Here is a 12598-nt window from a genome sequence, read left to right as displayed (position 1 = left end):
ATAAGGGCAAAAATATGGAAAAGAAATTTGAAAAGTTGTCATTGGCAGAAATTGGCATTATTTCTTTTATGGGACTTATTTTATTGATTAGCTTAGGCGCTAGTTGGTATAAAAATGCTCAAAGCGAAACAAGTGATACAAAGACAGTACAGCAAGTGCCCAATCAGAAAAAAACGGTTGATACATTATTTCAGGATGCTGAGAATGCTGTCATTGTATTAGAAGGAACACATACTGAAGAGAAACTTGCAGAGGCACAATCTGCAGTAAACAAGGTTACGGATGCGACTAAAAAAGCAGCATTACAGAAACGGATTGACCAAGTAAAAGAGCTAGTGGGACAGCAGACAGATGCTCAAACACAGGCTAAGCTAAAAGCGGAGTTGGTCAGGGCGGAAGCAGCCCAAAAAGTAGCTGATGAGAAAAAAATATCTGAAACAGGGACCAGTCAGTCAACGGACCTTACTGAAGCTAGTGAGACCTCACAAGAATCTTATGTAGTACCTAATCAAAATATATATGGAAACCAAAGTGTGAGTTCAACAAGCCAGTATACAAGCAGCGTGGCGTCAACTAGTACAAGTACTTCAGTGCCTCCGACTAGTGAAGGAGCACCTGTGGTAGAAACTCCAACAGTTTCTGAAACACCGGCGGAAACGACGGATTCAACAACTAGCCTGGTTGAGTCAGTAGAAACAGTTCCAACAGCTGACGAGAGTTCGCCAGATAATCCGTAGGCTTTTTAGCTACGGGGTGTATTAGCATACTGGAAAAATAGCTATTTGTATTTCAACATCAATTTTTTCTTGTAACGATCTAGTTTAATACATACGATAAGAGTGAGGAATTTCGCGTAAAACAGAATTTCCTTGCTTTTTATTTTTATCATTTTATTGAATAATGTGAGAATGATTTCTTGCTATAGCGGTTGAGAGCATATTTGATAGGAGGATGAAAAAGTTGGTGCAAAAAGGAAAGCAGAACAAAGTGCACTTGGTTTCAGCAACGAGCTTCATTTTTTGCTATAATATACCTTATGAGAATTGTATCGGGAAGCTATGGTGGAAGGCCACTGAAAACGTTAGATGGAAAGACAACCAGACCGACATCGGATAAGGTCCGTGGAGCCATGTTTAATATGATTGGTCCCTATTTTGAGGGGGGGAGAGTTCTTGACTTGTACGCCGGCAGTGGTGGTTTATCTATCGAGGCTATATCTCGTGGCATGGAGTCAGCAGTTCTGGTTGAGCGAGATCGACGAGCACAAGCCATTATCCGTGAAAATATTGCAATGACTAAGGAAGCAGATAAATTTCAGCTTCTAGCAATGGAAGCTAGACAGGCTTTGAACAGTGTGGAAGGGCCTTTCGACCTGGTATTCTTGGACCCTCCTTATGCAGAGCAGGAAATTGAAGATGTGATAACAGAACTTTGTCGCCGTGACTTACTAGCAGATGATGTTATGGTAGTCTGCGAAACGGATAAGGCGGTCTCTCTTCCGGAGGAAATAGCAGAGCTGGGGATATGGAAAGAAAAACTCTACGGAATTAGTAAGGTAACAGTATATGTCAGATAAGATTGGATTGTTTACGGGCTCATTTGACCCCATTACCAATGGACACTTGGACTTAATTGAACGAGCGAGTGGACTATTTGATAAATTATATGTGGGAGTTTTTACCAATCCTAAAAAGGCAGGACTCTTGACGGGCTTGGAGAGAAAAGCCATTTTGGAGAAGCTTTTTGTAGGAATGGAGAATATCGAGGTCGTTCTGTCTGAAAATGAATTGGTAGTCGATGTAGCTAAGCGCTATGGAGTGACACATTTGGTCCGAGGATTGCGTAATGCGACCGATTTGGAATATGAGTCAAGTTTTGATTTTTACAATCGTCAGTTGGCGCCAGATTTGGAAACTATTTATTTAATCGCCAAGCCAGAGCTTAAGTTCGTATCATCCAGCCAGGTTCGAGAATTGCTGTATTTCAAACAGGATATAGGTCCTTATGTTCCAGAAATTGTTAGTGAGGAGATTAGAAAGAATGAAGAAAAATAGGAAGTTAACCTTAATTGCATCTATTGTTTTAGGAACTCTTTTGATTTGGTTTGCCGTTTTTGTTCGTCTGCCTTATTATTTGGAAAGTCCAGGTGGAGCTGCCGATATTCGTCAGGTACTAACGGTGAACAATCAAATAGACCAAGAGGATGGCTCTTACAACTTCACCTATGTATCAGTCCAACAAGCTACAGCTTTACAACTATTCGCTGCTCAGTTTGATCCCTATACGACAGTTCGTTCCTCTGAAGAGATGACAGGAGGGGCCGACAATGAAGAGTATTTTCGTATAGCACAGTTTTACATGGAGACATCGCAAAATATGGCGAAGTACCAAGGTTTGACCTTGGCAGGAAAAGAAGTCAATCTTGATTTCTTTGGTGTCTATGTACTTGCCTTGGCGGATGATTCGACCTTTAAAAAAGTTCTTAATATTGCTGACACTGTTGTGAGTATCAATGGAAAAACATTTGAGTCTTCTCCTGATTTGATTAAATATGTGAGTGGCTTGGAACTTGGAAGTGATGTGACAGTTGGTTATATTAGCGCTGGTCAGGAAAAATCTGCGGACGGTAAGATTATCAAACTGTCTAATGGCAAAAACGGGATAGGCATCACTCTCGTAGATCATACAGAGGTTCAAAGTTCGGTTCCGATTGATTTCCAAACGGGAGATATTGGTGGTCCAAGTGCTGGTCTGATGTTTACACTTGCCATCTATACTCAACTCGCAGAGCCTGACTTACGTGATGGTCGAATTATTGCTGGTACGGGGACTATCGAGCAGGATGGAAAAGTAGGTGACATTGGTGGGGCTGATAAGAAGGTTATTTCGGCAGCTAAGTCAGGTGCAAGTATCTTTTTCGTACCAAATAATCCAGTTGATGTGGAAGTTTTGAAGGAAGATCCAAAGGCTAAAACCAACTATGAGGAAGCTAAAGAAGCTGCGGAGAAAGCAGGATTGGATATTGAGGTAGTTCCTGTGAAAACTGTTCAAGAGGCTATTGATTATTTGAAGAAAACGAAGGGCGAGTAAATCGTCCTTTTTTGCTAGAGAATAATATTATAATTGTCAGAAATTTCTCCTAAATGGAAAAGTAGGAGAATTTCCAGATAAATCGTGTTATAATGATAAGGTTAAGTGTGAGAATTTAGATTCTGACCAGATAGATTATTAATCAAATGATTTTTACGTATGAAGATTTTATAAGATAGGAGGACAAATGAAAAAAGAAATTTCACCTGAAATGTATAACTATAATAAATACCCTGGTCCGAGTTTTGCTCGTGTCGGAGATAAGGTTGTATCTGAAAATATTGAATTGGACCTTTTGGAAGATTACAAGAATGCTTTTGACCAGACGATTTTTGGTCAACGTTTTTCACAACTCATGCTCAAGTTTGATTATATCGTGGGAGATTGGGGCAATGAGCAGCTGAGATTAAGGGGATTCTATACAGACGATAAAAATGTTAAATCAGACTTAAAAATCAGCCGCTTGGACGACTATTTGACGGAGTATTGTAATTTTGGTTGTGCTTATTTCGTCTTAGCCAATCCGAATCCACAAGACTTGCCTGCTGAGGAGGAGGATAGACCGCGGCGGAAGCGGAGTCGTTCTCGCAATCGGAACAGAAATCAGCAGCGGACGGAGCCTATTGCGTCAAAAGAAAACAAAAGTAATCGCAATGACCGTCAGAAAAAAGGGAAGCAGCAAAATAAACAGTCGGAACAGCGTCATTTTACTATGAAGAATGCTGGTGTTAAGGCGAGTCAAACAGAGCGTTCTCAAAAACGTGAGCGTAAGCAGAGCAAGCGTGAGATGAATGAAGTGAAGCGTAACTTTGTTATCCGCCAGAAATAGGGAGAAATATGAAACCATCAATTTATGCATTTAGTCAAGCCAATCTGGTTGATTGGATTTTAGAAAACGGAGAGAAGAAGTTCCGTGCCACTCAAATTTGGGAATGGCTCTACCGTTCTCGTGTCCAATCTTTTGCGGAAATGACCAACTTGCCAAAATCTTTGATTGAAAAGTTGGAAGAACATTTTGTAGTTAATCCGCTCAAACAACGGATTGTACAGGAGTCTAAGGACGGTACTATCAAATACCTTTTTGAACTGCCAGATGGCATGTTGATTGAGACAGTTCTCATGCACCAGCACTATGGCCTTTCAGTCTGTGTAACGACACAAGTTGGCTGTAATATCGGCTGTACATTCTGTGCATCTGGATTGATTCCTAAGCAACGTGACTTGACTAGCGGTGAGATTGTGGCTCAGATTATGTTGGTACAAAAGTACTTGGATGAGCGCAATCAGAATGAGCGTGTTAGCCATATCGTTGTGATGGGGATTGGTGAGCCGCTTGATAACTACGATAATGTTATGACCTTCTTGCGAGTGGTTAATGACGACAAGGGCTTGGCAATTGGTGCCCGTCACATCACTGTTTCTACGTCAGGTTTAGCACCGAAAATTCGTGAATTTGCACGTGAAGGTGTCCAAGTAAACTTGGCAGTATCTCTACATGCGCCAAATAATGACCTTCGTTCGAGCATTATGCGGATCAACCGCCGTTATCCAATCGAGGTCTTGTTCGAGGCAATCGAAGACTATATCAAGGTGACCAACCGCCGTGTGACTTTTGAGTATATTATGCTCAATGAGGTCAACGATGGAGTGGAACAGGCACAGGAATTAGCTGATTTGACCAAGAACATCCGTAAATTGTCTTATATCAACTTGATTCCTTATAACCCAGTTAGTGAACATGACCAGTACAGTCGTTCAACCAAGGAACGTACTCTTGCTTTCTTTGATGTTTTGAAGAAAAATGGTGTTAACTGTGTCGTTCGTCAGGAACATGGTACCGATATTGATGCGGCATGTGGTCAGTTGCGCTCCAATACGCTCAAAAAAGACCGTGAAAAGGCACGTGCTCGTATTGCAGCCGCAAAAGCAAAGGCAGGTATTCGAGCATGAGAAAATTCTTCCAAGCAGATGGAAACTTGACCAAGCTAGGAAGACAGATTTGTAAGACCTTAGCTGGAGCCTATGCTCTGGCTATTGTTTTACTTTGTTTTCTACCTCAGACTTGGTACCCACAGTATAAGGATTTCTCGACCCCGGGAATTATTCAAATTGGGCGGCTCTATCTTTTACCAACTCCTTTCAACAGCATCGTCAACGGGGACAAGGTAGATAGTTTGGCGGACCTAGGATGGATTTTCTTGCAAAACATCACTAATATTTTTCTACTTTTCCCTCTGATTTTTCTTCTTTTGTTTCTTAGGGAAGAATGGCGGAGCCTTCGAGCGGTGATTCGTTATAGTTTTTGCATGAGCCTGTTTATTGAGTCTACCCAGTTATTACTAGACCTACTGATTGATGCGGGGCGGGTATTTGAAGTGGATGACCTCTGGACAAATACACTTGGTGGTGTTTTGGCTTACCTACTATTTATCCATATTAAAAAATGGATCATCAAGTTTATAGTTTAGACTGTGAAGAGAATCAGATAATCAGGTTTGCGATTATTGAGTGAATTTTCAAATTTTTTAGAAAATTTCAAAAAAACACTTGACCTTTTCTAAATTATGACGTATAATTCTATGTAATCAGAAGAAGTAGTAAATGGTTTAGCTTTAGAGAGTCTATGGGTGGTGTGAATAGATGCTAGAAGTTTATGAAATGGACTGATACCAAATGTAGGAAATATTTTCAATATCATTTTCTGGTTTACGTTTGGGTAAGTGAATTCGAAACAATGAGAATTCGGTCCGCACCCCTTATCGTGCGCCTCCTTGTTAGAGGAGAAAAAGTTATGGACTTTTCTAGTCGAGTCCATAAGTGAGGTGGCACCGTGTCATTGACGCCCTCGCATACTGTTTTTCAGTATGCGGGGGCTTTTCCATTGTCTTTTAAGACATTACGAGGTAAGCAATATGAAACGATGGCGTAGCAATTAAGGATAAGTAAAGAAGGATTAAACTCTTGACCTTATTGGTCTCTTGTAGCGAATGTTGAAAGAGGGAATTATATGACAGAAAAAGGTTATTTTGGACAGTTTGGTGGTAGTTTTGTACCAGAGCAAATTCAGGTTTTGTTGGATCAGTTGGAGGAGACATTTGAACAGTACCGCAATGATTCAGAATTTTTGGCGGAATACCAAGCTTATCTGAAAGATTATGCTGGTCGTGAAACGCCATTATATTTTGCGGAATCATTGAGCAAGGAGCTTGGTGGAGCGAAAATCTATCTCAAACGGGAAGATTTGAATCACTTAGGCTCTCATAAGTTAAACAATGTGCTGGGGCAAATTCTGTTGGCAAAAAGAATGGGGAAAACTCGAGTGATTGCAGAAACTGGTGCTGGTCAACATGGGGTTGCGACTGCTGCTGTTGCGGCACGATTTGGTTTGGGATGTGATGTCTATATGGGGGCAGAAGATGTCAAACGCCAACGCCTTAATGTTTTCCGAATGGAGATGATGGGGGCGCGTGTCCATGCTGTAACGGATGGAACTCAAACCTTGAAAGAGGCAGTTGATGCGGCATTCGGTGCATGGATGGCAGATTTAGATGCCTTCTATGTTTTGGGATCGGCAGTCGGTCCTCATCCCTATCCGACGATTGTACATGAGTTTCAAAAGATTATTAGTCTAGAATCTCGTCGTCAGATTTTAGAAAAAGAAGGTTGCTTGCCAGACTACGTTATTGCCTGTGTGGGTGGTGGTTCCAATGCCATCGGTGCATTTTCTCAATATTTACCAGATGAGTCAGTCAAGCTTATCGGTGTAGAAGCTGCTGGTAAAGGTGTTGATACAGAGCTACATGCAGCGACTATGACTAAGGGAACAGTTGGTGTTGTTGACGGGATGAAGACAATCTCCCTCTTTGATGAAAATGGTGGAGTAGCACCTGTCTATTCGATCTCAGCTGGTTTGGACTATCCAGGTGTCGGTCCAGAGCATGCTCACTATAAGGAAACTGGTCGTGTTAATTATGTCGCAGCAACAGATGATGAGGCTGTTAATGCCCTTCTGACCTTAAGTCGTACAGAAGGAATTCTTCCAGCCATTGAATCTTCTCATGCGATTGCAGAAGCTATTCGATTAGCACCACAACTAGATAAAGATAAAATCATTATTATCAATGTTTCCGGTCGAGGAGACAAAGATGTGGCGGCTATTGCGGATTATTTGGAGAGTAGATAAAAGAAATCCCCTGACGGTTGCTTATCGTCAGGGGTTAATTTTCATTGACTATTATTTCCAAAAGTCATCAAAAATCGTGATTGGCAGGTGGCGTTTATGGGCTGTTTTGTTCCACCATCCTTCGATAATGGTTTGGGCTTGAGGGGCGATGGTTTTGCCTTCTAGATAGTCGTCAATTTGGTTATAGGTAACACCGAGTGCGACTTCGTCAGCAAGGCCAGGTTTGTCTTCTTCCAAGTCTGCAGTAGGAACTTTGAGGTAGAGTTTTTCATCTGCCCCCAGTTCAGCTAGAAGCTGTTTTCCTTGGCGTTTGTTGAGGCGGAAGAGGGGGAGAATATCTGCACCGCCGTCGCCGTGCTTGGTAAAGAAACCAGTGATATTTTCAGCTGCATGGTCGGTGCCGATAACCGCCCCCTTGCGTTCCCCAGCGATAGCGTATTGGGCAATCATGCGCATGCGGGCTTTAGCATTTCCCTTATTAAAATCAGACATAGCAAGCCCATTTGCATTGACTGCAGCCACCATGGCATCTGTTGATTCCTTGATGTTGATGGTTAAGCTGACATCTGGTTGAATAAAGGCTAGGGCTGCTTGGGCGTCGGACTCGTCAGCTTGCACGCCGTAAGGTAGGCGGATAGCGATAAATTGATAAGAATCGTCACCCGTTTCCGTCCGCATTTCTTCCATAGTCAGCTGGGCCAAACGACCAGCCAAGGTCGAGTCTTGTCCACCCGAAATTCCCAAGACATAGGTTTTCAAAAATGGGTGTTTTTTCAGATAGTCTTTGAGAAAGTCGATGGAGCGACGGATTTCTTCTTTGGGGTCAATGCTTGGCTTGACACCTAGTTCCTTGATAATGGTTTCTTGTAGGGTCATAACATACCTTTCTTAGATGGATTTGGTCTGAGTTTGTTTGCGAATACGATTGATGAGGTTCATCTTATTATCCCAAACATCTTGTGCCAAGTCGACTGGATAGAGCTGTGGGTTGAGCACGCGTTTGTATTCATCCCAGAGTTTATCAAATTCTTGATTGGCATAGGTTTGAATTTCCGCTAGGCTTGGAAGTTCATAGACCTGTTTTCCTTTTTCGAAAATAGGAACTAGGAGAGGACGGGCATCAAAGTTCTCGATGGTTTTATTGATGTAGGTGTAGGTTGGATGGAACATATAGATATTATCCATCTGTGTGACGTCAGTGTCCGCAAAGGTGATGTAGTCCCCTTCTGATTTCCCTTTTTCTTTGGAGGTGATGCGCCAAACCTGTTTCTTACCAGGAGTGGAGACTTTTTCCGCATTAGAAGACAGCTTGATGGTGTCACGCATATTTCCATCTTCATCTTCGATGGATACAATCTTGTAGACAGCGCCCAGAGCCGGTTGGTCGTAGGCGGTGATGAGTTTGGTACCAACTCCCCAGACATCAATTTTTGCCTTTTGCATTTTGAGGTTGAGGATGGTATTTTCATCCAGGTCATTAGATGCGTAAATCTTCGCATCTGTAAAACCTGCATCATCTAATTGCTGACGAACTTTCTTGGAAATATAGGCCATATCGCCTGAATCAATCCGAACCCCTTTGAAGTTAATCTTATCTCCCATTTCTTTGGCAACCTTGATGGCTGCTGGAACACCAATACGAAGCGTATCATAGGTATCAACGAGGAAGACACAGTCATGATGGGTTTCAGCGTAGGCTTTGAAAGCCTTGTAATCATCTCCGTATGTTTGAACCAAGGCGTGGGCATGGGTACCAGCTACAGGGATGCCGAAGATTTTGCCAGCTCGAACATTGGAAGTCGCAGATGCTCCACCAATAAAGGCTGCTCGAGTCCCCCAGATAGCAGCATCCATTTCTTGGGCACGGCGAGTGCCAAATTCCATCAAGGGCTCATCTTCAATGACAGCCTTGATACGGCGAGCTTTTGTAGCAATTAGGGTTTGGTAGTTGACGATGTTTAAGAGGGCAGTTTCGATTAGTTGGCATTGTGCCAATGGTCCTTCGATTTGAAGAATGGGTTCGTTAGCGTAGACCAGATCGCCCTCCTTAGCCGAACGGACAGTGAGAGTCATTTCCAATTGGGACAAGTAATCAAGGAAATCCTGCGGATAACCTAGTTCTGTCAGATAGTCAATGTCTGTCTGGCTAAAGCTGAGATTGTTGAGGTAGTTTACAACGCGTTCCAAACCAGCAAATACAGCGTAGCCATTTTTAAAAGGTTGTGAACGGAAATAGACTTCGAATACAGCGTGTTTATTGTGGATGTTTTGGTCAAAATAGACCTGCATCATGTTGATTTGATAAAGGTCGGTATGCAGGGTTAAACCGTCATCCTTAAATAGTGTCATAACGTTTCTCCTTTTGCCTTCCGATCAAGGAGGCACTCCAATTATTTTGATGGAGTTGAACTCTAATATGCCTTCTATTATAACAAAAAAATCGAGAAAAACTCGATTTAGATGCGCAGAATGATAGGAATACTTGAAAGAAAAAGGAGTGGTACATAGGGAATAGACTTGGGTTTGAAAATGGCGAAGACAAGAAGCCCTAGGAGGGAACTAATCTGAATAATCCAGAGGAGTTCTGTAAATCCACATATTAAGGCCAAACTTGCCAGATAGAGAAAGTCACCAGAACCAATATTGATTTGCCATTTTTCAGTCAGATAGGCCAAGAGTAAAAAGCCACAGAAAAGCCAGTTGAGCTGGGAGAGTACCAGAGCTATAAAAGTAAAAACAAGCCAGACAGCAAAAGGATATTCCTGATGTTTGATGTCGTAAATGGTCAAAACTAGTCCTGCCAAGATGAGAATGGTTTCGGTTAGGTTTAGGACTTGAAAATGGCAGAGCAGGACAACTAGACCAGCTAAGAATTCTAGTCCCAGATACCAATAAGGTATCTTCGCCTTGCAGTAACGGCATTTGGATTTTGTCGAAAGCTGGGATAGGACCGGAATTAAGTCCCAGGCCTTGAGCCGTCGCTTGCAGGCATTGCAGTGACTAGAGGGGGCGATAATGGACTGTTCAGGGAAACGGTCGATGACCAATCCCAAGAAGGAGCCGATAGAAGCTCCAAGGAAAAATAGGATAATTGTCTTCATACCTATTTATTCGTATTTGGGCAGGGAAAATGTGAAGCTTTTTAAAATTTTTTACAAAATTTCGATGGTACTCTGGACAATACCAAAGGTAATGAGAGAATTTCGTATTTTTGCTTTGGTCTTGTCTGCTACAGCAGGATTTGTCAGTTTGACCGTCACCGTCGCGCAATGTTCATATCCATCCATGGTCCAGACATTTAGCTGAGTGATTTCGTGAACGTTTTCAAGAGCCAGGAGGACTCCTTTCACTTCTTCAAGATTTACTCCTTGCGGACTTGTTTCAAGTAGAATCTTGACATTGTTCCAGGCTTTTGGCAGGGCTTTGGCGAGGATGAAGATAGCAATACCCAGTGAGAGTAATGGGTCTAGAAAGTACCAATCAGTAAATTGAAGAATGATGGAAACAAGGATGACCGCCAGCCATCCCAAAATATCCTCTAAAAAGTGCAAGCTGAGAATGGATTCATTATGGCTATGGCCATTTTTTACAATACGAGAAGCAAAGAAATTGATGATGACAGCGATAATCCCAAGTATCAGCATCCCATCCTGATTGACAGGGTTGGGATGGAAAAGATTGGGAATGTTTTCTACAAGGATCAAGCTGGAGCCGATAATCAGAATGCTAGAAGTCAAGAGAGCGGCCAAAATATTCCATCTCTTGTAGCCAAAAGGATAGTTCTTGTCAGCAGGTTTGTTGGCATAGGTTTGCATGATGGCAGAGCTTCCGATGGCGAGAGCGTCACCCAAATCATGAACAGCATCTGCTAAGATGGCACTGGAACCAAAGATCCAACCAAAGATAAACTCGATGATAGAAAAGCTGAGATTGAGGAGAAAAGCGATAAATGTATTTTTAGAAGATGACATGAGATTCCCTTTCTGTGTTATACTGTTTATAGGTTTATTATGTACTGTAATGAGCCGAAAAACTAGAAACAAGAGAAACGGTTTGTCTTTTTCTGAACAAATTGTTTGAAATGTACGAAAAATGGATAGACGAATTGCAAAAACAAAAAGAGCTATTTTTCAGGCTTTTTTGACCTTATTAAATGATAAAGGTTATGATGACATGCGCGTGCAGGATGTTATTGACCTGGCAGATGTGGGGCGTTCCACTTTCTATGCCCACTATGCCAGTAAAGAGGCTCTTTTGGAAGAACTTTGTCACGACCTCTTTCATCATTTATTTACAGGTCGTGAAGATGCGGATGTGAAGACTTTGTTGGCCCATATTTTCAAACACTTTCGAACCAATCAAGATCGTGTTGCCAGCCTTTTATTGTCCCGCAATGCCTATTTTCTAAGAGAACTGGAAGCGGAGCTGAAACACGACATTTTTCCAAAAGTGGTTGAAGACTACATGCAGGACAAGGGGAATCTTCCAGAGGATTTGCTGGTGCATTTTGTTGTGACCACTTTTGTGGAGACGGTCAGCTGGTGGTTGCAGCAACGCAAAAAGGTGGACGAAGCCACCTTGACCGATTATTTTATAAGATTATTAACTTGAGGAGAAAGTATGCTTAGACCTTTACACATGGCCCATGCCTTTTTAGATGAGATTTTAACTGACCAAGACCTAGCGGTCGATGCGACTATGGGAAATGGCCATGACACGCTATTTTTAGCCCAACGAGCAGGAAAAGTTGTGGCCTTTGATATTCAGGAACAAGCCCTGACCACAACGGCTGAAAAACTAGAAAAAGCTGGCTTGACCAATGCCCAATTGGTTTTGAAAGGACACGAAAACCTAGACCAGTATGTGGAGGAATGCAAGGCAGCGATTTTCAATCTGGGCTATCTACCTTCGGCGGATAAGTCAGTCATTACCCTGCCTGCAACTACCCTTCAGGCCATTGAGAAAGTCCTTGACCGTCTGGTGGTTGGCGGTCGCTTGGCTATCATGATTTATTATGGTCACGAGGGTGGAGCTCTTGAGAAGGATGCCGTCCTGGACTTTGTCAGCCAGCTAGACCAGACCGTCTTTACAGCCATGCTTTACAAACCGCTTAACCAAGTTAATACCCCACCATTTTTGGTCATGGTGGAAAGATTGAAAAAGTAGGAAAAAAATTATATAATTGTTGAGATATTACTTGACATAGGAGAACGAAATGGTACAATCCATTAGCAAGCAAGCAAGCAAGCAAGCAAGCAAGTAGCTAACAACTACTTTTTTTCAGAATACTCTAAAACACCTGCAATCATAGAGATTGGGGGTGTT

General features: G+C 42.3%; 14 protein-coding genes. 10 read left to right on the top strand and 4 right to left on the bottom strand.

Going from position 1 to position 12598, the window contains the following annotated elements; genetic code table 11:
* Positions 1-14: 14 nt before the first annotated feature.
* The 8 genes from CWM22_10280 (at position 15) to trpB (ending at position 7273) form a co-directional block, all read left to right on the top strand.
* Positions 15-737 (top strand): serine protease, encoded by a 723-nt coding sequence (locus tag CWM22_10280; protein AUC92257.1) that lies wholly within the window; start codon positions 15-17, stop codon positions 735-737.
* A 299-nt stretch (positions 738-1036) separates the two neighbouring features.
* Complete coding sequence (gene rsmD / locus CWM22_10275) at positions 1037-1576, top strand: 16S rRNA (guanine(966)-N(2))-methyltransferase RsmD (GenBank protein AUC92256.1); 540 nt, start codon at positions 1037-1039, stop codon at positions 1574-1576.
* Entirely contained in the window at positions 1566-2054 is a 489-nt protein-coding gene (gene coaD / locus CWM22_10270) for a pantetheine-phosphate adenylyltransferase (protein AUC92255.1), read from the top strand. Before rsmD ends, coaD begins: the two co-directional genes overlap by 11 nt.
* On the top strand, positions 2041-3090 hold the full coding sequence (locus CWM22_10265) for a PDZ domain-containing protein (GenBank protein ID AUC92254.1): 1050 nt from the start codon (positions 2041-2043) through the stop codon (positions 3088-3090). The genes coaD and CWM22_10265 overlap by 14 nt, the downstream gene beginning before the upstream one ends.
* 187 nt (positions 3091-3277) lie before the next feature.
* Entirely contained in the window at positions 3278-3919 is a 642-nt protein-coding gene (locus CWM22_10260) for a DUF1027 domain-containing protein (GenBank protein ID AUC92253.1), read from the top strand.
* Between the two features lie 8 nt (positions 3920-3927).
* The gene (locus CWM22_10255; GenBank protein AUC92252.1) at positions 3928-5040 is read left to right on the top strand and encodes a 23S rRNA (adenine(2503)-C(2))-methyltransferase RlmN; all 1113 of its coding nucleotides are present in this window, start codon (positions 3928-3930) and stop codon (positions 5038-5040) included.
* The gene (locus tag CWM22_10250) at positions 5037-5558 is read left to right on the top strand and encodes a VanZ family protein (protein AUC92251.1); all 522 of its coding nucleotides are present in this window, start codon (positions 5037-5039) and stop codon (positions 5556-5558) included. Before CWM22_10255 ends, CWM22_10250 begins: the two co-directional genes overlap by 4 nt.
* A gap of 539 nt (positions 5559-6097) precedes the next feature.
* Entirely contained in the window at positions 6098-7273 is a 1176-nt protein-coding gene (gene trpB, locus CWM22_10245; GenBank protein AUC92250.1) for a tryptophan synthase subunit beta, read from the top strand.
* A gap of 51 nt (positions 7274-7324) precedes the next feature.
* Here trpB and CWM22_10240 read toward each other — a convergent pair whose 3' ends face one another.
* From CWM22_10240 to CWM22_10225, 4 genes are all read right to left on the bottom strand, one after another.
* A complete protein-coding gene (locus CWM22_10240) occupies positions 7325-8149 on the bottom strand; it encodes an ammonia-dependent NAD(+) synthetase (protein AUC92249.1) in 825 nt (274 codons plus the stop codon).
* Positions 8150-8161: 12 nt separating this feature from the next.
* Entirely contained in the window at positions 8162-9622 is a 1461-nt protein-coding gene (locus tag CWM22_10235; GenBank protein AUC92248.1) for a nicotinate phosphoribosyltransferase, read from the bottom strand.
* Positions 9623-9729: 107 nt separating this feature from the next.
* Positions 9730-10374, bottom strand: a complete 645-nt coding sequence (locus CWM22_10230; protein ID AUC92247.1) for a prepilin peptidase — start codon at positions 10372-10374, stop codon at positions 9730-9732.
* Between the two features lie 51 nt (positions 10375-10425).
* Positions 10426-11244: a cation transporter gene (locus tag CWM22_10225; GenBank protein AUC92246.1), complete on the bottom strand. Its 819-nt coding sequence runs from the start codon at positions 11242-11244 to the stop codon at positions 10426-10428.
* A 121-nt stretch (positions 11245-11365) separates the two neighbouring features.
* Here CWM22_10225 and CWM22_10220 point away from each other — a divergent pair, with 121 nt between their 5' ends.
* Together CWM22_10220 and CWM22_10215 are read left to right on the top strand one after the other, a co-directional pair.
* A complete protein-coding gene (locus tag CWM22_10220; protein AUC92245.1) occupies positions 11366-11884 on the top strand; it encodes a TetR/AcrR family transcriptional regulator in 519 nt (172 codons plus the stop codon).
* A 9-nt stretch (positions 11885-11893) separates the two neighbouring features.
* Positions 11894-12439, top strand: coding sequence for an SAM-dependent methyltransferase (locus tag CWM22_10215; protein ID AUC92244.1), 546 nt, complete (start codon positions 11894-11896; stop codon positions 12437-12439).
* Positions 12440-12598: the final 159 nt, after the last annotated feature.

The sequence above is a fragment of the Streptococcus suis genome, from assembly GCA_002831545.1.
Classification (GTDB): domain Bacteria; phylum Bacillota; class Bacilli; order Lactobacillales; family Streptococcaceae; genus Streptococcus; species Streptococcus suis_P.
This window is presented reverse-complemented; position numbering and strand designations above follow the sequence as displayed.